Origin of the sequence: Azohydromonas australica DSM 1124 (assembly GCF_000430725.1) — a bacterium.
In the GTDB taxonomy this organism is placed as follows: Bacteria; Pseudomonadota; Gammaproteobacteria; order Burkholderiales; family Burkholderiaceae_C; genus Azohydromonas; species Azohydromonas australica.
Genome location: NZ_KE387214.1, coordinates 1 through 25945, shown reverse-complemented (window position 1 = coordinate 25945; position 25945 = coordinate 1). Strand labels below are relative to the sequence as shown.

Annotated in this window: 25 protein-coding genes and 1 pseudogene; 19 read left to right on the top strand and 7 right to left on the bottom strand. The window is 67.1% G+C overall.

Going from position 1 to position 25945, the window contains the following annotated elements; genetic code table 11:
• Positions 1–147: 147 nt before the first annotated feature.
• Together H537_RS0135400 and H537_RS0135395 are read right to left on the bottom strand one after the other, a co-directional pair.
• The gene (locus H537_RS0135400) at positions 148–1506 is read right to left on the bottom strand and encodes a heavy metal sensor histidine kinase (RefSeq protein WP_029001664.1); all 1359 of its coding nucleotides are present in this window, start codon (positions 1504–1506) and stop codon (positions 148–150) included.
• Complete coding sequence (locus H537_RS0135395) at positions 1503–2189, bottom strand: heavy metal response regulator transcription factor (protein WP_029001663.1); 687 nt, start codon at positions 2187–2189, stop codon at positions 1503–1505. Before H537_RS0135395 ends, H537_RS0135400 begins: the two co-directional genes overlap by 4 nt.
• A gap of 192 nt (positions 2190–2381) precedes the next feature.
• Here H537_RS0135395 and H537_RS0135390 point away from each other — a divergent pair, with 192 nt between their 5' ends.
• On the top strand, positions 2382–2696 hold the full coding sequence (locus H537_RS0135390; RefSeq protein ID WP_029001662.1) for a zinc ribbon domain-containing protein: 315 nt from the start codon (positions 2382–2384) through the stop codon (positions 2694–2696).
• A 304-nt stretch (positions 2697–3000) separates the two neighbouring features.
• Here the strand turns inward: H537_RS0135390 and H537_RS54725 are convergent, their stop codons facing one another.
• Positions 3001–3345, bottom strand: a complete 345-nt coding sequence (locus tag H537_RS54725) for a CzcE family metal-binding protein (RefSeq protein ID WP_169517155.1) — start codon at positions 3343–3345, stop codon at positions 3001–3003.
• A 308-nt stretch (positions 3346–3653) separates the two neighbouring features.
• On the opposite strand from H537_RS54725, the gene H537_RS0135380 reads away from it, so the two are divergent.
• The 9 genes from H537_RS0135380 (at position 3654) to H537_RS0135340 (ending at position 12198) form a co-directional block, all read left to right on the top strand.
• Positions 3654–3956 (top strand): hypothetical protein, encoded by a 303-nt coding sequence (locus H537_RS0135380; protein WP_029001661.1) that lies wholly within the window; start codon positions 3654–3656, stop codon positions 3954–3956.
• A 54-nt stretch (positions 3957–4010) separates the two neighbouring features.
• Entirely contained in the window at positions 4011–4349 is a 339-nt protein-coding gene (locus tag H537_RS47395; protein WP_064736103.1) for a DUF4148 domain-containing protein, read from the top strand.
• Between the two features lie 66 nt (positions 4350–4415).
• Positions 4416–4775: a hypothetical protein gene (locus tag H537_RS47390; protein WP_051244343.1), complete on the top strand. Its 360-nt coding sequence runs from the start codon at positions 4416–4418 to the stop codon at positions 4773–4775.
• A gap of 127 nt (positions 4776–4902) precedes the next feature.
• Entirely contained in the window at positions 4903–6159 is a 1257-nt protein-coding gene (locus H537_RS0135365) for a TolC family protein (RefSeq protein WP_051244338.1), read from the top strand.
• Between the two features lie 77 nt (positions 6160–6236).
• Positions 6237–6800, top strand: a complete 564-nt coding sequence (locus tag H537_RS47385) for a hypothetical protein (RefSeq protein WP_043461569.1) — start codon at positions 6237–6239, stop codon at positions 6798–6800.
• Positions 6797–7912: an efflux RND transporter periplasmic adaptor subunit gene (locus tag H537_RS0135355; RefSeq protein WP_029001659.1), complete on the top strand. Its 1116-nt coding sequence runs from the start codon at positions 6797–6799 to the stop codon at positions 7910–7912. Before H537_RS47385 ends, H537_RS0135355 begins: the two co-directional genes overlap by 4 nt.
• 13 nt (positions 7913–7925) lie before the next feature.
• Positions 7926–11045: an efflux RND transporter permease subunit gene (locus H537_RS0135350; RefSeq protein WP_029001658.1), complete on the top strand. Its 3120-nt coding sequence runs from the start codon at positions 7926–7928 to the stop codon at positions 11043–11045.
• A 51-nt stretch (positions 11046–11096) separates the two neighbouring features.
• Positions 11097–11489 (top strand): hypothetical protein, encoded by a 393-nt coding sequence (locus H537_RS0135345; RefSeq protein ID WP_029001657.1) that lies wholly within the window; start codon positions 11097–11099, stop codon positions 11487–11489.
• Positions 11490–11655: 166 nt separating this feature from the next.
• Positions 11656–12198: a hypothetical protein gene (locus tag H537_RS0135340; protein WP_156902147.1), complete on the top strand. Its 543-nt coding sequence runs from the start codon at positions 11656–11658 to the stop codon at positions 12196–12198.
• A gap of 352 nt (positions 12199–12550) precedes the next feature.
• Here H537_RS0135340 and cadR read toward each other — a convergent pair whose 3' ends face one another.
• A complete protein-coding gene (cadR, locus tag H537_RS47380) occupies positions 12551–13015 on the bottom strand; it encodes a Cd(II)/Pb(II)-responsive transcriptional regulator (protein WP_051244335.1) in 465 nt (154 codons plus the stop codon).
• Between the two features lie 188 nt (positions 13016–13203).
• Between cadR and czcI the strand changes: the two genes are divergently transcribed.
• The 9 genes from czcI to H537_RS47365 all read left to right on the top strand — a co-directional run bounded on the left by czcI (position 13204) and on the right by H537_RS47365 (position 23995).
• On the top strand, positions 13204–13557 hold the full coding sequence (gene czcI, locus H537_RS0135330) for a cation efflux protein, CzcI family (protein ID WP_029001655.1): 354 nt from the start codon (positions 13204–13206) through the stop codon (positions 13555–13557).
• A gap of 110 nt (positions 13558–13667) precedes the next feature.
• On the top strand, positions 13668–14948 hold the full coding sequence (locus H537_RS47375; RefSeq protein WP_051244333.1) for a TolC family protein: 1281 nt from the start codon (positions 13668–13670) through the stop codon (positions 14946–14948).
• Complete coding sequence (locus H537_RS0135320; RefSeq protein WP_238446928.1) at positions 14945–16138, top strand: efflux RND transporter periplasmic adaptor subunit; 1194 nt, start codon at positions 14945–14947, stop codon at positions 16136–16138. The genes H537_RS47375 and H537_RS0135320 overlap by 4 nt, the downstream gene beginning before the upstream one ends.
• Before the next feature lie 15 nt (positions 16139–16153).
• On the top strand, positions 16154–19276 hold the full coding sequence (locus tag H537_RS0135315) for an efflux RND transporter permease subunit (protein ID WP_029001653.1): 3123 nt from the start codon (positions 16154–16156) through the stop codon (positions 19274–19276).
• On the top strand, positions 19273–19608 hold the full coding sequence (locus tag H537_RS0135310; RefSeq protein ID WP_029001652.1) for a P-II family nitrogen regulator: 336 nt from the start codon (positions 19273–19275) through the stop codon (positions 19606–19608). The genes H537_RS0135315 and H537_RS0135310 overlap by 4 nt, the downstream gene beginning before the upstream one ends.
• A gap of 3 nt (positions 19609–19611) precedes the next feature.
• Complete coding sequence (locus H537_RS0135305) at positions 19612–20334, top strand: ZIP family metal transporter (RefSeq protein ID WP_029001651.1); 723 nt, start codon at positions 19612–19614, stop codon at positions 20332–20334.
• Positions 20335–20430: 96 nt separating this feature from the next.
• Entirely contained in the window at positions 20431–23070 is a 2640-nt protein-coding gene (locus tag H537_RS47370; RefSeq protein WP_051244329.1) for a heavy metal translocating P-type ATPase, read from the top strand.
• Between the two features lie 31 nt (positions 23071–23101).
• A complete protein-coding gene (locus H537_RS0135295; RefSeq protein WP_029001650.1) occupies positions 23102–23467 on the top strand; it encodes a hypothetical protein in 366 nt (121 codons plus the stop codon).
• Positions 23468–23623: 156 nt separating this feature from the next.
• Positions 23624–23995, top strand: a complete 372-nt coding sequence (locus H537_RS47365; protein WP_156902146.1) for a hypothetical protein — start codon at positions 23624–23626, stop codon at positions 23993–23995.
• Between the two features lie 146 nt (positions 23996–24141).
• Here the strand turns inward: H537_RS47365 and H537_RS0135285 are convergent, their stop codons facing one another.
• The 3 genes and pseudogenes from H537_RS0135285 to H537_RS51845 form a co-directional block, all read right to left on the bottom strand.
• Complete coding sequence (locus H537_RS0135285; protein WP_029001648.1) at positions 24142–24351, bottom strand: hypothetical protein; 210 nt, start codon at positions 24349–24351, stop codon at positions 24142–24144.
• 49 nt (positions 24352–24400) lie between these two features.
• Entirely contained in the window at positions 24401–24985 is a 585-nt protein-coding gene (locus tag H537_RS47360) for an ISAs1 family transposase (protein ID WP_375136352.1), read from the bottom strand.
• A gap of 53 nt (positions 24986–25038) precedes the next feature.
• Positions 25039–25272, bottom strand: a pseudogene (locus H537_RS51845) (transposase domain-containing protein); the annotation flags it as partial.
• Positions 25273–25945 lie beyond the last annotated feature (673 nt).

Here is a 25945-nt window from a genome sequence, read left to right as displayed (position 1 = left end):
AGCCCGCGCGATACACTGCCGTCCGTGACGGCCGCCTTTGGCGCTGTTGTGACGACCTTTGATGTGGTTCGGACCGCGCCAGCGCCAGTGCGCGGGCGATGATGGGCAACGACGGCAGCGACCCATCGGTACTGGGTGAGGCTCGTGTCAAAGCTGGCGACTTGGTGAGCTCGCTACCGCTATAGCGGGCAGGCGAAGGCCTATGCTTGTACGGCCGGAATGGGAGTCCACGAAGGTCTGGCCGTCATGCATTCGCGCGATTGCGGCCACGATGGCCAATCCCAGGCCATGATTGACGTCGCTGTGCTCGCGCGACGCTTCCACCCTGTAGAAGCGATCGAACAGGCGAGGCAGGTGCTCGCGCCCAATGTCCTTGCCCGTGTTGCTCACGACCAGCTGCAGGAGGTCATGGGAAGGCATTGTGATGTCCACCTCCACGGTGGAGCCCGGGCTGGCATAGCGGGTGGCGTTGGCCAGCAGGTTGGACAGCCCACGGCGTAGCAACGCCGCGTCGAAAGCGCCCGAGGCATCGCCCGTCAGCCGGACCTGGAGACCGGCTTCGTGCAGTGCCGCGTCATGAAACTCCACAACTTCGTTGACGATCCTCGCAACGCTGGGTAGGGGCAGGCGGCGTGCCCTGGCACCGCGGTCCGCCTTGGACAGGAACAACATGTCGTTGACGATGCCCGAGAGCCGCCGCAGATCATCGAGGTTGTTCCCGATGACTTCCTGCAATTCCTGCACGGAGCGATGCCGGCTCAGGGCAACCTCGCTGTGGCCGATGAGCGCCGCCAAAGGCGTGCGCAGCTCATGGGCCACGTCAGCGTTGAACGCTTCGAGCTGCGCGTAGGCCTGCTCCAGCCTTTGCAGCAGTGCATTGAACTGCTCCACAACGGGTTGCAGTTCCTCAGGCTGGTCAATGCCGTCAAGCCGTCCGTGCAGACCGGCAGGCCCGATGGAGCGGATCTGACGCGACAGCGCCAACACGGGCATGAGGCTGCGGCGTACGAGCACGGAGCCGGTCAGCGAAATCAGCGTCGCACCCCCCAGCGCGCTGACCACCAGGATGGCCGCCAGGCGTTCCAGCAAACTGTCGTCCAAGGACGTGTCCAGCGTCAGTGCACCACGGATTGAGCCCTGGAAATCCAATGGCCAACGCTGTTCGAACCTTGCTGCCCGCGTGTGACCGTGGTTGCCTTGCATCGCGCGCTCGTACAGCGGCTTGCCATCGGGCAGCTCCAGACGCAGTCCAATGCCCGTCGTGCTGACGAAGAAGTCGTCAAGCTTGTGGCGCAATGTCACCAGATCGGCATTGGCAATGGCTTCCTCGATCAGATGTTCGACCACGGCCTGGCGTTGTTCCAGCGTCTCTTGCTCCCGGATGGAAAGGCTCCAGGCGGTGGCAAGGTAGACCCCCATCGCCACTAGCGTCAGCCCCATTAGGCTTTGGAGCGCCGACCAGACCGACAGGCGCCATACCAGCGACCGCGCCGGCGCCCGCTTCAAGGTATACGGTCCTCAAGCACGTAGCCCATGCCGCGCACGGTGTGCAGCAGCTTCGTCTCGAAGGGGTCATCGAGCTTGCTGCGCAATCGCCTGACTGCAACGTCCACCACGTTGGTGTCGCTGTCGAAATTCATGTCCCAGACCTGCTCGGCAATGACGGTGCGCGAGAGCACTTCGCCGCGGTGGCGAAGCAGCATGGTCAGCAGCAGGAATTCCTTGGCAGTGAGGTTCAGGCGCTGCCCAGCTCGGGTGGCACGCCGGCGTACCAGATCCAGCTCCAGGTCCGCCAGGCGCAAGCGGTTGGCGTCCAGCTCCGCGTGCTGCTGCGTGCCACGGCGCAGCAGCGCCTGCACCCGGGCCAGCAACTCCGAGAACGCGAAGGGTTTGACGAGGTAGTCGTCGGCCCCTTGCTGCAGGCCGTGCACACGGTCGTCCACCGCATCGCGGGCCGTGAGCATCAATACCGGCGTGGCACGCACTGCCCGCAAGGCGCGCAACACGGCAAAGCCGTCGATGCCCGGCAGCATCACGTCCAGCAGCACCAGGTCGTAGCTGCCCTCGAGCGCCAGATGCAGGCCGTCCGGCCCGTTGTGCGCCAAGTCCACGGCGTAGCCATTCTCGGTCAGACCCTTGTGCAGGTACTCGGCCACCCGTTTCTCATCCTCGACCACCAGTATTCGCATGACGCGATTGTCGCCATTTCATGTCCTGGGGAAGATGACGAAATTGTCATGCTGTCGTTCGCCGAGCGTCGAGCACGGGTGCCTACAGTGACGACATGGCGGCTGTCTCTACAGCCTTGGTTGACGTCCAACGATTTCGGCTGTCGGCGGCAACGTGGAGTTCAAGTACCTTGAGATACAGGAATCCGAAGCATGGGAATTTTCGATCGCCTCTTCGACGGGCACCACGGCCGCAAGCACCAGGGTGGTGGCCATCACAGCGGCGGCCGTCACGGCCGCAACGACAACTCCAGCACATTTGCCGACAGTGGCCAGCGCTGCGTCCTTGCCCCGGTGCCGCAGGCTGCTGCGGGCCAAGCCTGCCTGAAGTGCAGCGCGACCACCCCCGCCGGCAGCAAGTTCTGCCCTCAGTGCGGCACGTCGCTGAATGTCGCGTGCATGCAATGCGGCAAGGGTTTGCAAGTGGGCAGCCGGTTTTGCGGCCAGTGCGGCAAGCCGGCGCCCTGATCCGGGCCGGTGCCCTGAGCAACTGCACCAACTGAGCTGGGCAGTTGCGCCATGGCCATTCTCAAGGCTCATGGAGCCTTGCGCAACAGTCGCGGCGCACGACGGCAACTGTCGATGGCAGCGGTTGCCGATTCGCGGCCCTACTGTCTCCATGGCTCAAAGCGGCCGGCACGCCATCCTGACGTCCCACGGCTCCAGCCACCACCGTGAAGCTTGTTGCAGTGACGCGTCGCGGTTCGGCGGCCTTGAATTGCGCATGCTGCACGACCGCCATGGCGGCCGCCGGCGCTCAGCCCTCAGAAAGTCAGTTGCGCTCCATGTCGTTGGTTGCGACGTGAATGCGCAGCGGCTTGTTGGCGAAGCCTGCCGGAGCGATGCTTTGCAAGTCCACGTCGCGGTGGCCGATCACGTCGAATTTCCATGCAAAGGTCTTGTCCGCGTTGCGGAACGCAACGACGTCGCCGCATGACACGTTCACGGCTCCGGTCGTGGCGACATTCACTTCCTTGATGGCGGTCCTGGCATCGACGGGTGTTCCGTACATGGACTTGCCGTTGGACAGCCTTGCGTCATTCGCTGCCATTGCCGCGCTGGCGATCAACGCCATGCTGCCGACGAGCGTGATCGTCCTGAAAGCTCGCAAGCTCATGCTGTTCTCCTGGTTGCACGGGATGCAGCCGATGCGGGCCCTTTGCCCTTTCGTCATCCCGCCGTCCAGTTTGAATGGCGCGGGGTTACGACAGGCGTGCGGACTGATGACGGTTTTGCAATCCAGGACGGCATGCCTACAGCACATCAACCGCAGAACGACGCGGCGTTGGTCCGAAACAGCCTTGCCTGGCCCGAGAGGAGATGACGAAATTGTCATCTGCGTGACGCCGTCGTGTTCCGGTCCGGTTTCTACAGTGCTTTCACGGTCGCTGATGTAGCGGCCAATGTCACGAAAGGAAGCACCTCATGAAGACCCGCAAGCTCTCCGCCGTCGCGACCCTGTCCGCGGTGCTCTTGGCGCCGGCTGTTTCCATGGCGGATTCGCCCTGGGTACCGGCCAACAACAACCAGGGCTACCGGTACCAGCCCGATCACGGCAGCACGAGTACGGGGGCTGGGGGTCGCAGTGCCGCTGGTGTCTCCACGCCGGACGCGGCAAGCACAGCGAGCGCGACGACAGGCAAGACGCGCGAACAGGTACGCAACGAGTACCTGAACATGTCCGCCGCTGAACGGCAGCGCCTGCAGGAGATGTTTCGCGGTCCCTGACCACGCCTTTCGATTCCCACGCAACTCCCTCACTTTTCGAGATTCGAGAACCTCATGAGCTTGATGAAAGCCCGCTCCCATTGCACCGGCCTGCTGATAGGCGCAGCGCTGCTGGCCCCGGCCCTGGCCATGGCCAATGCCGAATGGCACCAGGAAAACACGGACCAGGGCTTGAGCTATCACCCGGAGCACGCCCAGAGCACGTCGACCCGAGCGCAGGTGCAAGCCGACGCGCGCTCAGCCGCACCGGGCCTGATCGTCCGCGAAGGCCCGCCGCTGGACACGTTCCCGGCGGCCACGCAGACCAAGACGCGTGAGCAGGTGCGCCATGAACGGCTGAGCCAGTCCCCCGAGGAAAAGCAGCGCCTACAGTGGACGACGCAGGGCAGCTGACCAGGAAACCGACCTGCCGCAGACATATATGGGAGGCCGGCATATTGGTGTTGATACACTTGCACAATGCGCCGCTTCGTGCTTGTCCTGCTGATTGCGTTGCTGCCGTTCCAGTCGATCTGGGCGGCGGCAGCGAACGCCTGCGGACATGAGCGCGTGAGCGGCAGCCAAGCGCATTTCGGCCACCACGAGCACGTGCACGAGGTCGCAGCGGCAGCCATGGATCGTGACGCTTCCGACGACGGCGCTGCGGACTGGTCCTGCGGCGCCGACTGCTCGACATGCCAGGGCCACGGCTGGTCGATGGCTTTGCTGGACTGGTCCACGTCGTTGACCCAATCTGGGCCCGATCTTGTGCCCGGCATCTGCCAGCACTTCATCCCGCAGCGTGATCCCGACAATCCGCTGCGCCCCCCTCTCGCGTGACTGATCTGATCTCTGGACGGAAGAGGCCGGCCGTGACCGGCTGACGCGCCGCATGAGCGGCCTGTTGCTCCGTCCCTCCTGACCAGAACAACGCGGGCCGCCGCCCGCTTCGCTTGCGAGAGACTTCATGACATTCGGACCCTGGGGTCGGGGTGCGGGCCGAGCCGCATCCGCTCTGGCATGGGCCTGCCTGCTGGCCATCGCGCCGGGCGCCCATGCCCAAGACGCCACCGGCACTTCCATCACGCTGCGGCAGGTGTTCGACAGCGCCTGGCAACGGCAACCCGAGGCGCGCGGCGCCACGGCGCGGCGCGACGCCACCGATGCTCGGCTCGAAGCGGCACGCAGCTGGACGCCCGAGCCGGCAGCGCTGGAGCTGTCGGGCCGCAGCGACCGCCTGATGCGCAACAACGGCCGGCGCGAGTACGTCGCCGGCGTGGCCGTGCCGCTGTGGCTGCCCGGCGAGCGCTCGCGCACGCAGGCCGTGGCCGAGGCCGAACGCCAGGCCGTGGACAGCCATGTGCTGGCCGCGCAGCTGCGACTGGCCGGCCAGGTCCGCGAGGCCTGGTGGACGGTGCACCGTGCCCGTATCGAGGCCACCCTGGCGCAGGCCCGGTTGGCCAACACGCAGCAACTCGCCGCTGACGTCGCACGCCGCGTGAACGCGGGCGATCTCTCCCGGGCCGACCAGCACCAAGCCGAGGGAGCGGCAGCCGCGGCGCGGGCCGGACTGGCTGAAGCTGCCGCGTTGCAGGCGCAGGCACTGCAGGCGCTCAGGGCGCTTGCGGGCATCGAACTGCCCCAGCCGCTGCCCGACACAGCCGAGGCCATGCCCGCCCCCGGCACCAACTTCTTCCACCCTCTGCTGGTCGAGCTGCAGGATCGTGCCGAAGTGGCGCGGCGCAGCCAGGCGCTGGCTAGCGTGCAGCGGCGCGCCAACCCCGAGATCGCCCTGGCCTCCACGCGCGAGCGCGATGTGCTGGGCGAGGCCTACGGCCAGTCGCTCACCGTCGGCGTGCGCATTCCCTTCGGATCGGACAGCCGGCATCGCGCCCGCGTGGCGGCAGCCGGCGCGGAACGGATCGAGGCCGAGAGCGCGCTGGCCGTGGAGCAGCAGCGCCTGCAGGGCGAGCTTGCCGCAGCCCAGGCCCGTATGGACGGTGCGAGCCAGGTCGCTGAAGCGGCCGCGCAGCGCGCGGCGCTAGCTGAGCAGACGCGCGGCTTCATCGACAAGGCCTTCAGGCTTGGTGAAGCGGACCTGCCGACCCGGCTGCGCGTCGAGCTGGAGGCCTTCGAGGCCGAGCGGCTGCAGGCGCGCGCGCGCATTGAGCTGGCACAGGCACTTTCGCAATGGCGCCAGGCCATGGGCCTGCTGCCCGAGTGAGGTGCTGCGACATGCACCCGTCACAACACTCCCCTATCCGCACGCACTCCCCGCAACGATATCCCGGGACTTCCGTCATGTACGCCCCTCGAATCCACAAGTCTGCGGCTGTCCTCGTGGCAGCCCTTGCACTGCTGGCCGTGCCGGCCGCGCAGGCCGGCGACGGCCATGACCATGGCGATGCACCGCCCGCGGCCACCGGTCCGGCCTTGCCGCGCTTCGCCGCCGTTTCCGAAGATTTCGAGCTGGTGGCCGTCGTCAACGGCACGCACCTGACGCTCTACCTGGACCATGCCGACAGCAACAGCCCAGTGAAGGACGCCCAACTGGAAGTCGAGATCGGTGGCCAGAAGATCAAGGTGCAACCCCATGCCGAAGGCGAGTTCGAGGCGACGCTGGCGCAGCCGCTGCAGCCCGGCGCCACCCCGGTAACGGCCACCGTCACGGCGGGCGCCGTGACGGACCTGCTCGCCGGCGAGCTGGACCTGCACGCCGACGAGCATGCCGAGCAGGGCAATGCCAGCCACTGGCAGAGCGCCTCCGGCTGGGTGGCCGGGGTGCTGGGCGCCCTGGGCGCCATGGCTTGGGGCTGGCGGCGCTACGCCACCGGCCGTCGCAGCCGTACCGGAGCCGCTGCATGAAGCGCATCGCCCGCATTCACTCCGCACTCGTGCTGCTGACGCTGGCGCTGGCCGCATCGCTGGCACGGGCTGGCGACGGACACGACCACGGTGACGCTGCTCCAGCCATCAACGCCAGCGGTCCCCAGCGCCTTCCCGACGGGAGCGTCTTCCTGCCCAAGCCCGCGCAACGCCAGATGGCCGTGCGCACGGCGGTGGCCCAGGCCGGGCAACTGCCCCGTGCGCTGGAGCTGGCGGGCCGCGTGCAGATGGACCCCAACGCCGGAGGCATGGTGCAGGCCCTGGTGGCCGGGAGGCTGGAGCCCGGCCCGCGCGGGCTGCCCTCCGTGGGCCAGCCAGTGCGCAAGGGCGACGTGCTGGCCTACGTCGTGCCCTCGGCCAGCGCCATCGAGCGCTCCAACCAAGCGGCGCAGCTGGCCGAACTGCGAGCCGGCCGCGATCTGGCGGCCAAGCGCCTGGCTCGCCTCAAGGAGCTGGCCGACACCGTGCCGCGCAAGGAGATCGAGGTGGCCGAAAGCGAGGTGGCCAGCCTGGGCGCGCGCATGGCAGCCATCGGTGGCGGCCTCTCCGGGCGCGACGCGCTGCTGGCTCCCGTGTCGGGCGTGATTGCTTCGGCCAACGCCGTCAGCGGCCAGGTGGTGGACGCGCGCGAACTGGTGTTCGAGGTGGTGGATCCGTCTCGGTTGCGCGTGGAAGCCCTGGCCTTTGACGCCGCAGTGGCCTCGGACGTGGACACGGCGTTCCTAATGGCTGGCGGGAAGACGGTGCCGCTGACGTTCGTCGGCGCATCGCGCTCGCTGCGCGAGCAGGCGCTGCCCCTGATGTTCCGTGCCGAGGGTGCCGCACTGTCCGCGCTGGCGGTCGGGCAGCCCGTGCAGGTGGTCGTGCAGACCCGCAGCCGTGTCCAGGGCGTACCCGTGCCCGCGGACGCACTGGTCAAGAACCCCTCGAACCAGAGCATCGTCTGGGTCAAGGCGGCGCCCGAGCGCTTCGAGCCCAGGGTGGTGACGGTGCAGCCGCTCGACGGCGCCACGCTGGCGGCAACGACGGGGCTCAAGGCCGGCGATCGGGTCGTGACGCAAGGCGCGACGCTCGTGAACCAGGTCCGCTGACGGAGCGCCGCGCATGTTCAAGTGGCTTCTCAACAGCAGCCTGGCCAACCGGCTGTTGGTGATCATCGCGAGCCTGGTGTTGATGGCCTATGGCGCCTTCACGCTCTCGCGCACCCCGGTGGACGTGTTCCCCGACCTCAACAAGCCCACGGTCACGATCATGACCGAGGCCGGCGGCATGGCCGCCGAGGAGGTGGAGCAACTCATCAGCTTCCCGCTGGAGACCACCATGAACGGCCTGCCGGGGGTGGAGTCGGTGCGCTCCACTTCCAGCGCCGGCCTGTCCTTCCTCTACGTCACCTTCGACTGGAGCACGGAGATATTCCGGGCACGGCAGATGGTGTCCGAGCGCCTGGCGTCCATGGAGGAAGGGCTGCCCGCCGGCGTGGTCCCGCGCATGGGGCCGATCAGCTCGATCATGGGCGAGATCATGCAAATCGCCATCCCGATCGACCCGTCCAGGATCACGCCCATGGCCGTGCGCGAGTACGCCGACTGGGTGCTGAGGCCGCGGCTGATGGCGATCCCTGGCGTGGCGCAGGTCATTCCCATCGGCGGCGAAGTGCGGCAGTTCCAGGTCCAGCCCGACACGCGCCGCATGGCGGATCTGGGCATCTCGCACGACCAGCTCGAATCGGCTCTGAGGAACTATTCAGCCAACACCTCGGGCGGCTTTCTGGAGCTCAACGGGCGCGAGTACCTGATTCGCAACCTGGGCCGCACCTCCAGCCTGGATGACCTCATGAACCTGGCCCTGACGGCCAGGGACGGCCAGCCGATCCTGCTGCGCCAGTTGGCGCAGGTGGCGTTCGCACCGGCAATCCGGCGCGGCGACGCGGGCTTTGAGGGCCAGCCCGCCGTCATCCTGGGCATCCAGAAGCAGCCCACCGCCGACACGATCAAGCTCACCCGCTCGATCGAGACCGCGCTCGACGAGATGAAGCGCTCGCTGCCCGCAGGCATGCAGGCGCCGCGCGTGACGTTCCGCCAGGCCAGCTTCATCGAGTCCTCCATCAACACGCTGCAGGGCAAGCTCATCGCCGCCTCGGCCTTTGTCGCGGTGATCCTGTTCCTCTTCCTGGGCAACGTGCGTACGACGGTGATCGCGCTGGTGGCGATTCCGGTGTCGATCTTCATCACCGCGCTGGTGTTCCGCTACTTCGGGCTGTCGATCAACACCATGACGCTGGGCGGCCTGGCCATTGCCATCGGTGGCCTGGTGGATGACGCGGTCGTGGGCATCGAGAACGTGATGCGTCGGCTCAAGGAGGATCGCAGCCGCCATCACGAGCACCGGCTGCATCCCATCGAGGTGGTGGCGCGTGCAACGATGGAGGTGCGCTCGGCGATCCTGTACGCCACCGTGATCATCGTGCTGGTGTTCGTGCCGCTGTTTGCGTTGCCCGGCATGGAGGGGCGGCTGTTCGTGCCGCTGGGCATCGCTTTCATCGTCTCGACGCTGGCCAGCCTGGTGGTGTCGGTGACGGTCACGCCGGTGCTCTCGCTGTATCTGCTGCCGCGCATGAAGTCGCTCGACCATGGCGACACCCGGCTGCTGGCCTGGCTCAAGCGCCGCTACGGCAACGCGCTGCAGAAGGTCCTGAACCGGCCTCGCGCTGCGGTTGCCGCGGGTGCGGTGGCGGTCCTGGCTGCGGCAGTGGCCGTGCCCTTCTTCGCGACCACCTTCCTGCCGCCGTTCAACGAAGGCACGCTGCTCATCGGCATGCGCCTGAATCCCGGCGTGACGCTGGCGCAATCCACCGACATCGCGCGCCAGGCCGAAGTGCTGGTCAAGCAGGTGCCCGAGGTGACCCACGTCGGGCGCCGCAGCGGCCGGGCCGAGCTTGACGAGCACGCCGAGGGCGTGCACGTGAGCGAGCTCGACGTGGGCCTCAAGCCCGTGGGCGAGATCAAGCGCAGCATGCAGCAGATCCAGGCCGACATCCGCTCGCGCCTGGTAAACCTGCCCGCGGCCATCGCCATTGGCCAGCCCATCTCGCACCGCATCGACCACATGCTCTCGGGCGTGCGCTCGCAGATCGCCATCAAGATCTTCGGCGAGGACCTCGACACGCTGCGCGGCCAAGCCGACGTGCTGCGCAACCGGCTGGCGTCGATCCCCGGCATCGCCGATCTCGAAATCGAGAAGCAGGTGCTCGCGCCCCAGATCAAGGTGCGCCTGGACTATGCGGCGGCAGCCCGCTATGGCGTTCCGGCGCCGCAGGTGCTCACGGTGCTGCAAAGCCTCGTGGAGGGCGAGAAGGTCACGCAGATCGTCGAGGGCGGACGGCGCTTTGCGCTGGTGGTCAAGCTGCCCGAGGAGGCGCGTTCCACGCAGGGCCTGCAGGACATCCTCATCGAGACGCCATCGGGGCGCATCCCGCTGTCCAAGATTGCCTCCATCGAGGATAGCGACGGTCCCAACCAGATCAGCCGCGACGATGGCAAGCGCCGCATCGTGCTGTCGGCCAATGCCCAGGGCCGTGCCTTGTCGGACATCGTGACCGACATCCGCCGCGTGGTGGCCGAGACCAAGCTGCCCGAGGGCTACTTCGTGACGCTGGGCGGACAGTTTCAGGCCCAGGAGGAGGCCTCCCGCCTGGTGGGGCTGCTGTCCATCGTGTCGGCCGTGCTGATGTTCGTCGTGCTGTTCAGCCGCTACAAGAGCTCGAAGCTGGCCCTGCTGATCATGGCCAACATCCCGCTGGCACTGGTGGGCGCCGTGGTGGGGCTGTGGCTGGCCGGACAGCCGCTGTCGGTAGCGGCCCTGGTGGGCTTCATCACGCTGGCGGGCATATCCGTGCGCAACGGCATCCTCAAGGTCAGCCACTACATCAACCTCATGCGCTTTGAGGGCGAGGACTTCGACCACCGCATGATCCTGCGCGGCTCGCTGGAGCGGCTGAGCCCCGTGCTGATGACGGCGCTGGTGACGGCCTTCGCGCTGGCGCCGCTGCTGTTCGAGGCCGAGCAGCCCGGCACCGAGATCCTGCACCCGGTGGCGGTGGTGATCTTCTCGGGCCTGATCAGCTCGACCTTGCTCGACACCTTCCTCACTCCGGCCATGTTCTGGCTCTTTGGACGCCGCGACGCCGAGCGGCTGGTCGACGACGGCAATGCCGAGGCCTTCTGAGCTTGGTGGCCTTTTCATTCTTCATCCCTGCGCTCAACGAAAGGACTTCTCATGAAACTCAACCGCATCTGGGCCGCTGCTGCCTTGCTGGCCTGCCTGGGCACCGCCGTGGCGGCACAGGAGCACGAGCACGGTCATGGCCACGAGCCGATGCATGGCGGCGTCGTCGTCGAGGCCAGCGACATGGACTTCGAGCTGGTGGCCAAGGCCGATGTCGTCATCCTCTACGTGCGCGACCATGGCAAGCCCGCAGCCACGCAAGGCGCCAGCGGCAAGCTCACACTGCTCAGCGGCAGCGACAAGACCGAGACGACGTTGGCGCCTGCGGGGGACAACAAGCTCCAAGCCCAGGGCAACTTCAAGGTAGGTGCCGGCACCAAGGCCGTGGCCACGGTCACGCTGCCGGGAAAGAAGGCCGTCAACGTGCGCTTCGCGTTCAAGTGACCGCTGGAGGCTGACATGTGCAGGTCTGCTGCGGCCAGCAGCAGTCGTCGGAACGGGCAGCCGTCGGAACGGGGCAGCCGCGCGGGCCGGCGTGGCCACCTGCCGGGGCACTGTCGCCGCACGCCAGCGCCAGCCGCCGTCACGGCGCAACAAGGAGTCCCTCTCCATGACCTTCCAACGCACGGGCACGTTTGCAGCGCTGTTGGCCGCGGCGACATTGCTGGTGGGATGTACCTCGCCACAGCCCAGGCACATCGACGCATCCGGCAGGTATTGCTTCCGAGCCAGCGAGAGTCCAACATCCACCTGCACATTGCACGCCATTCCGTCCGAGCAGGTGGAGGCTGACGTCAAGCGATTCGAACCCGAGCCCGGCGCACTGACGCTCCTCATCGTTCGAAACCGATGGGCGGATGCCGTGAACCAGGTGGACGTCAGCGTGGATGGTGCCGGTCCGATCACGACGGTGCCCGAGAGTCTCGTGCAGGTCCGGCTGCCTGCCGGCAGGCACCGGCTCGCCCTGTGGTGGGATGCAACGCAATCGAACCTGGACATCGATGGTGCAGCCGGCGACGTGCGCTTCGTCGAGATTCAGGGCTCCACATGGTTTGTGGGCAGCCGTTACCGATGGTTCACGGGCGATGAGGCTGGCGCGCGGTCAAGGGCGCTTTCGAGCCGCCTGATCGCCGTCATGGATCTTGCGCGCTGACGGCACCGAGGCATGGTTGCCGACACGAATGCTGCCCGCAGGGCTGTAGCACGCCCGACTGTTGGTCGCACGGGCCTCGCCTGCGCTCGTGTGCGCCACCGCGCTGACCCGCCTGGAATCATGCGCAGGCAGCGAACCCGAACGGCATGGCGCCAAGATCCTGGGCTGTCGCTTGCCCCGTCTCCAGCCCACGCGGGGACGGATTGCCCGGCAGCTTCGTTCCAAGGCGCTGCGCCTGGGGCCGTTCGCGTGGAGGCCTGCATTGCACGACTGGGTCGCCGTATGGAGCCAGCATCGATCAACGCGAATCACGTGGGTACGGCACGGTCCGACGCAGCGCACAGCAGGCAAGTCATTCGCGCGCTCGCTTGTGAACGTCAGCCAAGGCGCTGTGCGGCCGTGGCCGCGGCTTGGGTGCAGGACTGTTGGCCTGGGCAAGGCTGTTGAGAATCCCGCAGTCGCCTGCAGGCTGAGCCCGGTTGCAGCGTTGGCGCAACTCTCTCAGGCGCTTTTGCAGCACGCGCAGCTCGCGGATGCGCTGGTCGACATGGCCGATGTGCGCCTCCAGCAAGGCATTCACAGCGCTGCAATCGTCCTGCGGCGCATCCTTGGAGCGCAACAACACCTGTATCTCGTTCAGGGCCATGTCGAGGTTGCGGCACTGCCGGATGAACTCCAGCCGCTCGACGTGCTCGGGACCGTAAACGCGGTAGTTGCTGGACGTGCGCGCAGGCTGCGGCAGCAGGCCTTCACGCTCGTAGTAGCGGATCGTCCCCTCCTGCGTGCCGGTGGCTTGGGCCAGTTCACCGATCTTCATGTCTGACCATTACAGGCATTCCAAATGCTCATTGACTCTACACTTGCTACAAGCTTTTTAATGACAATGCCGCCAGAAGACGTGCGGACAATCCAGGCTCATTCCGCGGGTGCTGCTATCAAGGGTGGCACGGTAGCGCGGGCACGCCGCATGCCCGCGTCAACCCTGTAGTCTCTATAATCAATTTCATGCGCCGCCGCCTTGTCATCATGCTGTTGATGCTGCTGCCGCTCCAGTTCGTCTGGAGCGCGGCCGCGGCCTACTGCAGCCACGAGACGGCGCCAACGGCCCAGCATTTCGGCCACCACGTGCACGTGCACAAGTCGGCCCAGGCCGATGACGGCGCAAAGTCCCAGGCCGATTCGGGCATCGCCGACAACGACTGCCCGGTCTGCCACCTGGGTGGCCCGTCGCTGCCGCCTGACGTGGCCGTCTTCGTCTGCGCGCATGCAGCGCCGCCCCAGCATCCCGCTGCCGGCGTGCCTTACTCATCGGCTCCGCCCGGAACACCCGAACGCCCCAACTGGCTGCTCGCCGCCTGATCCGGCGAGCAGCTGCGTTTTTTCCTTGTCCAAGGCACAAGGCCTCTTGCCCTAGGCACTCGCTCGCCGGATCCGTCCTGTTCCTGGTTCATCCCTGACTGGAGGATTCGATGCGATACAAGACGCTGGCGCTGGCCGCCGCGTTGTGCCTAGCACCTGGCTGGACCCTGGCGCAAGAAGCCATGCCCACGACAGCTGCGGCCGGGCGAAGCCTGACGCTGCAGGAAGCTCTCGCGCTGGCCCAGGCCGGCAACCCTGTGCTCAGGGCGAGACAGGCGCAGCTCGCGGCGGCTGAAGGCCAGGCCAGCGACGCTGCGGCGTTGCTGGCAAGCAATCCCCAGGTCTGGACCGAGCGCACGCGCCGCCGCGTGAGCGCGCCACCCGGCGCGCCGCGGCAAAAAGAATGGACTGCCGGCATCGAGCAGTCGCTGGAGATTGCAGGGCAGCGACGCCACCGGCGCGAGGCCACGCAGGAAGCGCTCGCGGCGGTGCGGCTGGAAATCGACGATGCGTCGCGTCAGCTGCGCGCCGAGGTGTCGCAACGCTTCTACCGCGTGCTGGCACTGCAGCGCCGCGTCGAGGTGGAAGCCCAGGCGTTGCGGCTGTTCGAGGACACGGCCCGCGCCATCGAGCGTCGGCGTGCCTCAGGCGAGGACACGCGGCTCGATGCCAATGTGGCCGTGGTCGAGGCCGAGCGTGCGCGCAACTCGCTGGGCGGCATCCAGGAACAGCTGCTGCAGGCGCGCGCCGATCTGGCCGCCGGACTGCAGCTCGATGCGGCCGAGCTGCCGCAGGCTGCCGGAGAGCTGCAGCTCACGCCCCTGGCGTACACGCGCGACGAGCTGCTGCAGGCCGCGCTGTCGCAGCCGCGGCTGCAGGCGCTCCAGGCCCGTGAGCAAAGCGCCCAGGCGAGGCTGCGGCTCGAACGTGCCGCGCGCTATCCGGACGTCACCGTCGGAGTCAACGTCGGCCGCGAAGGGCCGCTGGATGCGCGCGAGCGGTTGACCACCGTCACGTTGTCCGTGCCCTTGCCCCTGTTCAAGCACAACGCCGCGGGCATCGGCCAGGCCAGCACCGAGCTCGCTCAGGCGCAGGTGGAACGCCGCGCCGCCGAGCGTGACGCTCCCGCCCAGGTCCAGGCGCTGTGGTCTCGGCTGCAGAGCCTGCAACTCCGCGTGGAGCGGCTGCAGCGCCTGGTGCTGCCCACGCTGGCCGACAACGAGCGCCTGGCGCTGCGCTCGCGCGAGGTAGGCCAGATCGGGCTGCTGGAGCTGCTGGTCACGTCCCGGCAATCCCTGGACGCTCGCCGCGACCTGATCGACGCATTGCTGGACTACCACGCCACCCGGGCCGAGCTGGAAGCCACCGCCGGCTGGACGAGCCAGCCTTGAGAAAGAAGACCATGAAGAACCTGATGCAACCCGGTGGTCGCCGAGCGCTCGTTGCGCTGGCCGCGGCTGCCCTGCTGTCCGCCTGTGGCGGCCCCAAGAACGAGCAGCCTGTCGTGAAGGACGAGAAGGCGCAGGCGCAGGCCGAAGAAAGCTCCTTGATCAAGCTGTCGGCCGAGGAGGCGCAGCGCGCCGGGCTGCAGGTCCAGGCGCTGCAGCCCCAGGCCCAGGCCGACGTCGTCACCGTCACCGCCACCATCCGCGCCAACCAAGACCACTTCGCCCACGTCGCGCCCCGCGTGGAAGGCCGCCTCACGCAGATCGTGGCCAAGCTCGGTGACCAGGTGCGCGCCGCGCAGACTCTGGCCGTGCTCGACAGCGTGGCCCTGGGCGAAGCGCAGTCCGCCTACCAGCAGGCCCAGGCTTCGCACCGCGTGGCACAGAGTGACTTCGACCGCGCCAGCAAGCTCGTGGCCGAGGAGATCATTCCGCAGAAGGACTACCTGCGCGCGCAAGCCGAGCTGGAGAAGTCCCGCGCCGAGTTGCGTGCGGCCGAGGACAAGCTGCGGCTGCTCGGCGCGTCGCCACAAGGCGCCGGCCGGGCCAGCGCCAGCTTCGAGCTGCGCTCGCCGCTGGCCGGCACCGTCATCGAGAAGAAGGCGACCATCGGCGAGCTCGCCGGGCCCGGCGATGCGCTGTTCACCGTGGCGGACCTCTCGCGCGTGTGGATCGAGGCCAACCTCTCGGAAGACCTGCTGGCCAGGGTGCGCGTGGGCGCGCCGGCCAGCGTCACCGTCACGGCTTATCCGGGCGTGCGCTTTCCCGGCAAGGTGAGCTTCATCGCCGGCGCGCTCGACAAGGACACGCGCACCGTGGGCGCGCGCATCGAGGTGGACAACCAGGATGGGCGGCTCAAGCCCGAGATGTTCGCCACGGCCAGCATCCAGACCGGACAGACCAGGCAAGACGTGCTCAGCGTCCCCGACGCCGCTGTGCTGCTGCTGCAGGGGCAGCCGACGGTGTTCGTGCGCGAGAAGGACGGCTACGAGCCGCGGCCGGTGGAGCCCGGCGACAAGCTCGGCGGCCGCACGGTGCTCAAGTCCGGCGTGCAGCCCGGCGACGAGGTCGTCACGGCCGGCGCCTACGCGCTCAAGGCCCGGCTGCTGAAGTCGCAGATCAGCGACGAGCATTGAGGAAGGCGTCAGACCATGCTCAATGCGATTGTCGATGCCTCGCTGCGCTACAAGGTCCTGGTGCTGGTCGCCTTTGCGGTGATCGTGGGCCTGGGCGTGCGGGCCTTCCAGCAAGTGCCGGTGGACGCCTTCCCGGACGTCACGCCGATCCAGGTCAACGTCTACACCGAGTCACCGGGCCTGGCGGCCGAGGACGTCGAGAAGCTGCTCACCGCGCCCATCGAGGGCGCGATGGCCGGCCTGCCCGGCGTCGAGGAAGTGCGCTCCGTCTCGCTGTTCGGCCTGTCCTACGTCGGCGTCTACTTCAAGGACGACGTGGACATCTACTTTGCCCGGCGCCTGGTGGGCGAGAAGCTGCAGGAGGCCAAGGAACGGCTGCCCCAGGGCTATGGCGAGCCGGTGTTGGGCCCCAACAGCTCGGGCCTGGGCCAGGTGTTCTGGTACACGATCGATTCGGCCGACAAGAAGCTCTCGGCGATGGACCTGCGCACGCTGCACGACTGGACGGTGCGGCTGATCGTGCGCACCGCGCCCGGCGTCGATGACGTCATCTCCTGGGGCGGCCAGGAAAAGCAGTTCCAGGTGCAGATCGACCCGCGAAGCCTCATCAAGTACGGGCTGTCGTTCAAGGAGGTGATGGAGCGGCTGGCGGCCAACAACCGCCAGGTTGGCGGCCAGTACCTCAACGTCGGCGCCGAGCAGTACCTGGTGCGAGGCCTGGGTCTGGTCGCCAGCGTGGCCGACATCGAGTCCGTCATCGTGGCCGAGCGCAACGGTGCACCGATCCACGTGCGCGACGTGGCGCAGGTCAAGGAGGCGCCGGCCATGCGCTTTGGCGCCGTCACGCGCAACGGCGAGGAAAGCGTGCTGGGCATGGCGCTGGCGCGGGTCAACGAGAACGCCAAGAACGTGGTGGACGCGGTCAAGGCCAAGCTCGCCACCGCGCAGGCCGCGCTGCCCAAGGGCGTGACCCTGAACCCCGTCTACGACCGCACGGAGCTGGTGGAAAAGGCGCTCAAGACCGCCGAGAGCTCGCTGGTCGAGGGCTCGTTGCTGGTGGCCGTGATCCTGTTTCTGTTCCTGGGCGAGATCCGCTCAGCGGTGGTCGTGATCGTCACGCTGCCGCTGGCCATGCTCATCGCCTTCGTACTGATGCAGCAGTTCGGCCTGTCGGCCAACCTGATGTCGCTGGCGGGCCTGGCGATCGGCACCGGGATGATGGTCGACGGCGCCGTGGTGATGGTGGAGAACGCCTTCCGGCTGCTGGCGCACACGCGCGAGTCGGGCCGGCCGGTGCACAAGACGCAGCTGATCCTGCAGGCCGCGCGCGAGGTGGTGAACCCCATCGCGTTCGCCATCCTGATCATCATCGTCGTGTTCCTGCCGCTGTTCTCGCTCAGCGGCCTGGAGGGCAAGCTGTTCAAGCCCATGGCGCTGACCATCACCTTCGCCATGGCCGGCTCGCTGCTGCTGTCGCTCACGCTCGTGCCGGTGCTCGCGGCGCTGATCCTCAAGCCCAAGCAGGAGCGTGACACCTTCCTGGTGGCCCGGGCCAAGCGGCTGTACCTGCCGCTGCTGGATTGGGCCCTGGAGCGCAAGCGCCTGGTGGTGGGCGCAGCCGTCGTGCTGCTGCTGGCCTCGCTCGCCCTGTTCCCGTTTCTGGGCAAGGAGTTCATGCCGCAGCTGCAGGAGGGCTCGATCATGTTCCGCATCACCGGCATCCCCTCCACCTCGCTGGAGGAGTCGATCCGGGTGTCGAAGGCGGTGGATGCGGAGCTGCGCCGGCAGTTTCCGCAGGTCAAGACCGTGCTGGCGACCATCGGCCGCGCCGAAAAAGGCGAAACCGCCGACGTCAACTACATGGAGGTGCTGCTGGAGCTCAAGCCGCAGAGCGAGTGGCCGGAGAAGCTTTCCTACACGGGGCTCGGGCGCCAGATGCAGGAGTCGCTGGAGGAGACCGTGCCCACGGCGGTGTTCGGCGCGACACAGCCGATCCAGATGCGCGTGGAGGAGCTGATCTCCGGCGTGCGCGCGACGCTGGCCCTCAAGCTCTACGGCGAGGACCTGGGGACGCTGGACCGGCTCACCAGCCAGATCCAGTCCGCGCTCAAGACCGTGCCGGGCGTGGCCGACCTCTCGGCCGAGGCCAACAAGGGCAAGCCGCAGCTCGTGGTCAAGGTGGATCGCCCCGCGGCGGCACGCCTGGGGCTCAATGCCGACGACATCCTGGAGGTCGTGCAGTCGGGCATTGGCGGCAGCACCGTCTCGACGCTGATCGAAGGCACGCGCCGCTTCGACATCGCGGTGCGCCTGGCCGATGAGTACCGCTCATCGCCTTCGGCCATTGCCGCGATTCCCATCCGCACCAGCAGCGGCGCCCTGGTGCCGTTCTCGCAGGTCGCCACCATCGAGCTTGACGAAGGCTACTCTTTCGTGCGCCGCGAGGCGCTGCAGCGCTACGCGGTGCTGCAGATGGACGTGCAGGGCCGTGACGTGGACAGCTTCGTCAAGGAAGCGGACGCCAAGCTCAAGCAGGTGGTGAAGCTGCCTGCGGGCTACTGGATCGAATGGGGCGGCGCGTTCGAGAACCAGCAGCGCGCCATGGCCCGCCTGGCGCTGATTGTGCCGCTGACCATCGGGCTGATCTTCATCCTGCTCTACACCGCCTTCAACTCGGTGCGGCATGCCACGCTGATCATCGCCAACGTGCCCTTTGCCGTCATCGGCGGCGTCGTCGGCCTGTTCGTCTCCGGGCAGTACCTGTCGGTGCCCTCGGCCATCGGCTTCATCGCGGTGTTCGGCGTGGCCATGCTCAACGGCATCGTGCTGGTGTCGTTCCTCAACGGCTTGCGGCAGCAGGGCCTGGCGCTGCGCGACGCGGTGCGGCAAGGGGCGGCGCTGCGGCTGCGGCCCGTTCTGATGACGGCTTCCGTCGCCATCCTGGGCCTGGTACCGATGCTGCTGTCCACCGGCGTCGGGGCCGAGACGCAGCGGCCGCTGGCAACCGTGGTGGTGGGCGGGCTCTTCACCTCGACGGCCCTGACCTTGTTGCTGCTGCCCCTGATGTACGAATGGGCCGAAGGTCGCGCCGAGCGGCGTGCCGGCGCTGCGACCACGGCGCAAGGAGAGACCAAATGAAGGAAATCAAGGCCTATGTGCACGCACACCGCATCGGCGAGGTCATCGCCGCGCTCAAGGCCTCGGCGGCCTGGGGCGCGGCCGACGGCGGGCAGCACAACCTCACGGTCTACGTCGTCAAGGGCTCGCTGGTGCCGATCGACGAACGGGAGAAGCACTACTCGATCGAGATCGGCGACGAGGTGGTCAACGAGTACAAGCTGGAGTTGCTGTGCGAAGAGCCCCACGTCGATGAGCTGGTGGCCATCATCCGGCAGGTCGGCCGCACCGGGCAGCCGCGCGCGGGCTGGGTGTACGTGACGGACGTGCAGCAGGCCCTGCCCATCGGGTGAGCCATGCATCCCGCGTTGCTTGTCCTGCTCTACACCCTACCGGCGCTGGCGGTGGCCACGGCGGGCGGCGCGTGGGCCGCTTGGCGGCCACCTTCCGAAGCGCTCACGGCCGTCATCCAGCACTTTGCCGCAGGCATCGTCTTCGCGGCCACGGCGCTGGAGCTGCTGCCCAAGGAACGGACCGAGGCGGCGCTGCCGGTCGTGATCGGCTTCACGCTGGGCATCGCGCTGATGCTGCTGGTGCGCCGGCTGGCCGGCGCGATCGAGAAGCGCGAGCAGGCGCGCCGTTTCCCAGCAGGGATGCTGGCCATCACGGCGCTGGACCTGCTCATCGACGGGCTGGTGCTCGGCATGGCGTTCGCAGCAGGTGAGAAAGCCGGTGTCCTGCTCGCCATTGCGCTCACCCTGGAGGTGCTGTTCCTGGCGCTGTCGGTCAGCGCGGCGATGTCCCGCTCGGGCGCGGGCCGCGCGGCTGCGCTGGCCGCGGCGCCGGGACTGGCGCTGATCCTGTGCCTCGCCGCAATGCTGGGACGCCTCTTCTTCGGTGCCTTGCCGCCGTTTGCGTTTGCCGTGTTGCTGGGCATCGGCATCGTCGCGCTGCTGTACCTGGTGACGGAAGAACTGCTGGTTGAAGCCCACGAGGTGGCCGAGACACCGTGGTCGACCAGCGCCTTCTTCGTCGGGTTCTTGCTGTTTCTCGTCATCGAGATGGCGGTGGAGGCATAGATGAGCCAGTGCCCACGCAATTCAACGGCCGCACCGCGCCGCGGCGCGGTGCGCGTCGTCACACCCGTGCAGTCGTCATGAAGTCAGGAAATCAGGATGTCTGAAACGCTCAAGCTCAAGCTGGACCTGCCATTGCTGCTGCCCGAGGTGCCGCAGGTGAGAGATCGCTGTGTGACACAACTGGTTGACACGCTCAAGGGCAAGGACGGCATCAGCGAAGCGCACATCACCGAAGCGGACAACACGCCGCAGCTGTGCATCCACTACGACCCGAAGGTCATCGCATTGCCGCGCGTGCGCGAGCTGGCGCGGGCCACGGGCGCGCAATTGACCGACCGCATCGGGCATCTCGTGTTGCAAACGAGCTCGATGCATGCGCGCGCGGCCCGCACCCTCGCTGCCAGGGTGCAGGCGCTGGAAGGGGTGCTGGAAGCCGAGGTGACGCCTACCGGCGCGGTGCGTGTGGAGTTCTACAGACAGCGTTTGGAGGAACCGGCGTTGCGGCAGCGGCTCCAGGCACTGGGCATCGAGGCTGAAACGCCTCACGCTCCTGGGAAACCTCATGCTCACCGTGAGGACTACGACCACGGCCACGGACACGGACACGGACACGGCCACGGGCACGGGCACGGGCACGGGCACGGGCACGGGCATGGCCATGCCAGCCATGGCGCCGGACAACACGCCGGGCACACGCATGAGCACGAGGACAAGGCGCATGGGCATGCGGGGCACGCGCATGGTGGACCTCTGGGTGAAAAGTCCGAGTTGATCTTCGCCCTGTTCGCCGGTGTGGCGGTGTTCGCCGGGTGGGTCGTCGAGCATTGGCAACTGGCTGGCACCGCCACCAGCACTGCCTGCTACGTCGTGGGCTATGTCCTGGGCGGTTGGTTCACGTCGCGCGAGGCCATCGAGAACATCCGGGCCAGGCGCTTCGAAATCGACACGCTGATGCTGGTGGCCGCGGCCGGCGCCGCGGCGCTGGGCAAGTGGGCTGAAGGCGCACTGCTGCTGTTCCTCTTCAGCCTGGGGCACTCGCTCGAACACTACGCCATGGGCCGGGCACGCCGCGCCATCGAGGCCCTGGCCAAGCTCGCACCCGAGCGGGCGCTGGTCAAGCGCGATGGCGCCACCGTGGAAGTCGATGTCGCGGACCTCAAGGTGGGCGACGTGGTCGTCGTGCGGCCCAATGAGCGGCTGCCAGCAGACGGCTTTGTGGTGGCGGGTCAGACCAGCGTGGACCAAGCACCCGTCACAGGCGAGAGCATGCCCGTTGACAAGCGAGCGGTGCCGGATGCGCAGGCGGCGCTGAGCGCCTTCGACAAACTGCCCGCGCAGCACCGTGTGTTCGCCGGCACAATCAACGGCGCCGGTGCTATCGAGGTGGTGGTGGCCAGGAAGGCCAGCGAGTCCACCATGGCCCGCGTGGTCCGGCTCGTGACGGAAGCCGAATCCCAGCGCTCGCCGACGCAAAACTTCACCGAGCGCTTCGAGCGGATCTTCGTGCCGGTGGTGCTGGCCACGGTTGCGGTGCTGCTGTTCGCCTGGGTGGTGGTGGACGAGCCTTTTTCCGCCAGCTTCTACCGTGCGATGGCAGTGCTGGTAGCGGCCAGCCCTTGCGCGTTGGCCATCTCGGTGCCCAGCGCGGTGCTCAGCGGTGTGGCGCGCGCCGGGCGCGGTGGCGTGCTGATCAAGGGCGGCGGACCGCTGGAGAACCTGGGCACGCTGACCGCTATGGCCTTCGACAAGACCGGGACGCTCACCGAAGGCAAGCCGCGCCTGACCGACGCGGTTCCGGCCGAAGGCGTGCCGGCGAAGGAACTGCTGGCTGTGGCCCTGGCCATTGAGGAGCACAGCGACCATCCGCTGGCGGCCGCGGTGGTCGTTGGCGCGCGCAAGACACTGGGTGCCGGGCATGCAGTGCCTGCCGTGCAGGGACTGCAAAGCATCACCGGCCGCGGCGTCACCGGCATTGTCGATGGGCGCCAAGTTCACATCGGCAAGGCCGCGCTGTTCGAGGACATCGGTGGCACGGTCGTGCCCGCCGAGCTGCGCGAGCACAACGAGCGGCTGATGGCTCAGGGACGCACCACCATGCTGGTGCGCCATGGCGACCGGTATCTCGGGGTGCTGGGTGTCATGGACACACCGCGCCCGGCGGCGCGTGAGGTCACGGCCGCGCTGCAGCGGCTGGGCATCAACCGGCTCATCATGATCTCGGGAGACAACCAGCGCGTTGCCGAGGCCGTGGCACGGGAGGTTGGACTCACCGAGGCGCATGGGGACTTGATGCCCGAGGACAAGGTCCAAGCCATCCAGGCGCTGCGCGCCAACGCCGGGAAGGTGGCGATGGTGGGCGACGGCGTGAACGACGCGCCCGCCATGGCCAACGCGACCGTCGGCATCGCGATGGGCGCAGCCGGCTCGGACGTGGCGCTGGAAACCGCTGACGTTGCGCTGATGGCGGACGACCTGTCCCAGCTGCCCTTTGCCGTCGGGCTGTCGCGCCAGACCAGCCGGATCATCCGGCAGAACCTGTGGCTGAGCCTGGGCGTGGTGGCGGTGTTGATCCCGTTGACGATCCTGGGCCTCAACATCGGCACGGCGGTGCTGTTCCACGAGGGATCGACGCTCGTGGTCGTGATTAACGCGCTGCGCCTGCTGGGCTTCAAGCAGCCGGCAACCAATTCCGAAACAACGGTGTCGCAAGCCTTTGTACGTCCAACGAGTGGTTGATTGCACAGCTCTCCCAAAGAAGGAAAAGACCATGTCCATGACCATATTCGGCGCTTCGCGTCAACCTACAGCAGTGCTTGCGGCGCTCGCCGCTGCGCTGCTTCAAGGCTGCTCGGCCATTCCTGCAGCGAAGGACGCCTATGAACAGGGCTGGCGCGAGGCCCGTGTCGTGGATGCAAGCATCGGCGACGAAGCCATTCGGAGCCTCGCGAACGACTGCCGTACGCAGGCCTCCGTGACCGAGTCGAGAAGATTTGCGCTGTTGTCGTATCGGGATGGCACCCAAGGTTTTGCCCGCTATGTCGCTGCCGTGCCGCAAGATCAGGCGGTCAAGGTCGAACGCATCTACCAAGTCAACGTGAAGGACTGCAGTTCCAGGTGGTACCGGGTCCGATAGCGCGCACGCGCAGACTCCAGTGGACCCGTGGCCTGGTGCAGATCAGAGGCATTGGGCTTCAGAGAGCACCAGACAGGCGAAAATGTCCTGCGCCTGGTCGCCCGGATCCGGCCGCCTGGGATGTATTGCGTGATCTTGTGCGGAGCCTCGAACTACATGAATACGTCCGCCAATTCGCGCTCATCGCGCTGGCTTGCCATGCTTCGAGCGTGCATGGCATTGGCACTGCTGCATGGCTGCACGGACCCGCCCGCCATGAAGGACGCCTTTGACCGGGGATGGCGCCATACGCGGGTGGTACAGGCCAAAGTCGGTGCGGAGCCGATCCCGCACATCGTCAAGGACTGTCGTACCGAGTTCGCCGCTGACACGCAAAGGCGCTTTGCAGTGGTCTCGTACAGCGATGGGGGACACCAATTCGTCAATCGCTACGTCGCGCTCGTGCCGCCAGGCTTGGCCGTTGACATGGGTGCTGTGTATCAGGTCAACATCAACGACTGCAGTTCCGCCTGGTACCGACTCCGATAACGACCTCCGTCATCACCGCAAAGGACGCCTGCCTTTCTTCTTCTGGGCGCGTCGCTGCTCGCGACGCTCGCGTTTGAGCCTGCGGTCGCGGACTTGCAGGTAGGCGCCGTAAACCATGGCCACGATCAAAACGATTGCACCGGAAATCAGCAGGTATACAAAAGGCCGGTCATGTGGATCAGACATTCGCCGATTTTCGCAGCGGTATCGACGAAGCCAAGTTGCAGGATTGAATCCCAATCTCGGTGGTTCTGCTCTATCACGACGTCGCCGCGCAGTTGGACACAACTCCAATCACGAATCGCTGTCGCGGTCGTACTTGACATGGATCCCAGCGCCGCTTGCTCGATGAGCATGCCGCTGCCTGGATACTGTCAACGCTCTGGCCGCGCCGTCCAGGGCCGTTCACTGCTCTCGCACCCCGGTGTAGTTGAGTACTCTTTCGAGCGAGAGCGCGTTGCGCCACAGCCCTTGGGAGATGTTGTGTTCGCCGTTGGCGCGCAGCAGATTCAGGGCGAACTGGCGTAGACAGGCGAAGACGCCGGGGTTGCGGCGGATGCGGCTGGCGTCCTCGGCCATGGTGGCGTCGAGCACGTGATGCAGGCCGTTCTCGATGCTCCAGTGCTGACGCACGAGACAGGCAAACTCCGCGGCCGGGACTTCGCTGCTGAGGGTGCTCAGGTAGTACGCCGGGGCCTGCGCGCGGGCGACGAAGCCGCGCTTGGACGGGTCGAACACCTCGGTGGAGCGACGCACCTCGACGAGGCTGTGGAAGTGGTCGTGCCAAGGTTCGGTGCCGCTGCTGGGCGGCAAAGCCCACACCCGCACCTCACGTTGCTCGATGCGGTTGCGCTGCCCGGTATCGCACTCATAGGCGAAGTCGGCGGCCGGGCGAGACCGCGCTTGCTCACGCATGGCCTCATGCAGCTTGGGCTGGTTGGCCGTGAGCGTCCGGCGACACCACGTTGATCTGTTCAGGGAAGTCCGCAACGATGCCAGCCCCGTGTGTGGCAGGCAGTAGTGATGCCGGCCAATGGGGCCGGTCAGGACGGGCGCCAGCGATGCGGCAGCAGCTCGTCGATGCGGCTGGCCGGATGGCTGTGGATGCGTGCCAGCACGTCGCGCAGGTAGGCCCAGGGATCGATCCCGGAGAGTTTTGCCGACTGCACCAGGCTCATGACCACGGCCGCGCGCTGGCCGGCAAGCTCGCTGCCGACAAACAGCCAGTTCTTCGCACCCAGCTTCCAGGGCTTGATCTGCTGCTCCAGGTGGTTGTTGTGTGTGCCTTGTCAAGGCACGGTTGATCCGTCGGTGAAAGTCCGACCCGGCCAACTCGCGCTCCGGCCGGAAGCACAAGGAGCGGTCCAGGAGGTAACGAATGGGCTGAAGCACTGCTTGAAAAGGCCTCGTAGGAGGCCAGCAGGCCATGCGGGCCGCAACGTGAGTGAACACTGAGCAGGCCTCGAAAAGTCGTCGTGGATGCCGACCCGCCATAACAACGGGGAAGGCCGTTGGCGGCGCCGAAGTGAGCGTGAAGAGCAGGCGCCGCGTCCACCGGGGTAGTGGTGGCAGCACGCATGGGTACAGATCGACCGTGCAACAAGGGAAGTCCGTGGTGGTGATCGACCGGCAGTTGATCAACGACGACCTCGTGAGGGGTGGAGTCGGCCGCTGCGGATGGCGGATGGGGGCGTAGTAGTGATGAAGCCGGGTAACGCTGGTGGAGCGAAGGCCCTCTGTTCCGATGCGAACGCTCAAAGTGGGAAGAGCCTGGGGATTGGCTTGAGCCTAGGAACCCCGCTCGATTCGGTTCGGATCCTACGGAGTGCGTTACGGGCGAAAGCCAAGAGCGAAGCAGCCTACCGGTTCTACAGCTTGTGGGACAAGGTGTGCCGCGAAGACGTCCTGACTGAAGCCTACCGACGTTGCCGCGCCAACCGCGGCGCGCCG

What these genes read in the sequence shown, in the direction of transcription:
- H537_RS0135395 (WP_029001663.1), bottom strand. Translation starts at nt 2,189, where the DNA reads ATGCGAATACTGGTGGTCGAGGATGAGAAACGGGTGGCCGAGTACCTG.
- H537_RS0135390 (WP_029001662.1), top strand. Translation starts at nt 2,382, where the DNA reads ATGGGAATTTTCGATCGCCTCTTCGACGGGCACCACGGCCGCAAGCAC.
- H537_RS54725 (WP_169517155.1), bottom strand. Translation starts at nt 3,345, where the DNA reads ATGAGCTTGCGAGCTTTCAGGACGATCACGCTCGTCGGCAGCATGGCG.
- H537_RS0135380 (WP_029001661.1), top strand. Translation starts at nt 3,654, where the DNA reads ATGAAGACCCGCAAGCTCTCCGCCGTCGCGACCCTGTCCGCGGTGCTC.
- H537_RS47395 (WP_064736103.1), top strand. Translation starts at nt 4,011, where the DNA reads ATGAGCTTGATGAAAGCCCGCTCCCATTGCACCGGCCTGCTGATAGGC.
- H537_RS47390 (WP_051244343.1), top strand. Translation starts at nt 4,416, where the DNA reads ATGCGCCGCTTCGTGCTTGTCCTGCTGATTGCGTTGCTGCCGTTCCAG.
- H537_RS0135365 (WP_051244338.1), top strand. Translation starts at nt 4,903, where the DNA reads ATGACATTCGGACCCTGGGGTCGGGGTGCGGGCCGAGCCGCATCCGCT.
- H537_RS47385 (WP_043461569.1), top strand. Translation starts at nt 6,237, where the DNA reads ATGTACGCCCCTCGAATCCACAAGTCTGCGGCTGTCCTCGTGGCAGCC.
- H537_RS0135355 (WP_029001659.1), top strand. Translation starts at nt 6,797, where the DNA reads ATGAAGCGCATCGCCCGCATTCACTCCGCACTCGTGCTGCTGACGCTG.
- H537_RS0135350 (WP_029001658.1), top strand. Translation starts at nt 7,926, where the DNA reads ATGTTCAAGTGGCTTCTCAACAGCAGCCTGGCCAACCGGCTGTTGGTG.
- H537_RS0135345 (WP_029001657.1), top strand. Translation starts at nt 11,097, where the DNA reads ATGAAACTCAACCGCATCTGGGCCGCTGCTGCCTTGCTGGCCTGCCTG.
- H537_RS0135340 (WP_156902147.1), top strand. Translation starts at nt 11,656, where the DNA reads ATGACCTTCCAACGCACGGGCACGTTTGCAGCGCTGTTGGCCGCGGCG.
- cadR (WP_051244335.1), bottom strand. Translation starts at nt 13,015, where the DNA reads ATGAAGATCGGTGAACTGGCCCAAGCCACCGGCACGCAGGAGGGGACG.
- czcI (WP_029001655.1), top strand. Translation starts at nt 13,204, where the DNA reads ATGCGCCGCCGCCTTGTCATCATGCTGTTGATGCTGCTGCCGCTCCAG.
- H537_RS47375 (WP_051244333.1), top strand. Translation starts at nt 13,668, where the DNA reads ATGCGATACAAGACGCTGGCGCTGGCCGCCGCGTTGTGCCTAGCACCT.
- H537_RS0135315 (WP_029001653.1), top strand. Translation starts at nt 16,154, where the DNA reads ATGCTCAATGCGATTGTCGATGCCTCGCTGCGCTACAAGGTCCTGGTG.
- H537_RS0135310 (WP_029001652.1), top strand. Translation starts at nt 19,273, where the DNA reads ATGAAGGAAATCAAGGCCTATGTGCACGCACACCGCATCGGCGAGGTC.
- H537_RS0135305 (WP_029001651.1), top strand. Translation starts at nt 19,612, where the DNA reads ATGCATCCCGCGTTGCTTGTCCTGCTCTACACCCTACCGGCGCTGGCG.
- H537_RS47370 (WP_051244329.1), top strand. Translation starts at nt 20,431, where the DNA reads ATGTCTGAAACGCTCAAGCTCAAGCTGGACCTGCCATTGCTGCTGCCC.
- H537_RS0135295 (WP_029001650.1), top strand. Translation starts at nt 23,102, where the DNA reads ATGTCCATGACCATATTCGGCGCTTCGCGTCAACCTACAGCAGTGCTT.
- H537_RS47365 (WP_156902146.1), top strand. Translation starts at nt 23,624, where the DNA reads ATGAATACGTCCGCCAATTCGCGCTCATCGCGCTGGCTTGCCATGCTT.
- H537_RS0135285 (WP_029001648.1), bottom strand. Translation starts at nt 24,351, where the DNA reads ATGCTCATCGAGCAAGCGGCGCTGGGATCCATGTCAAGTACGACCGCG.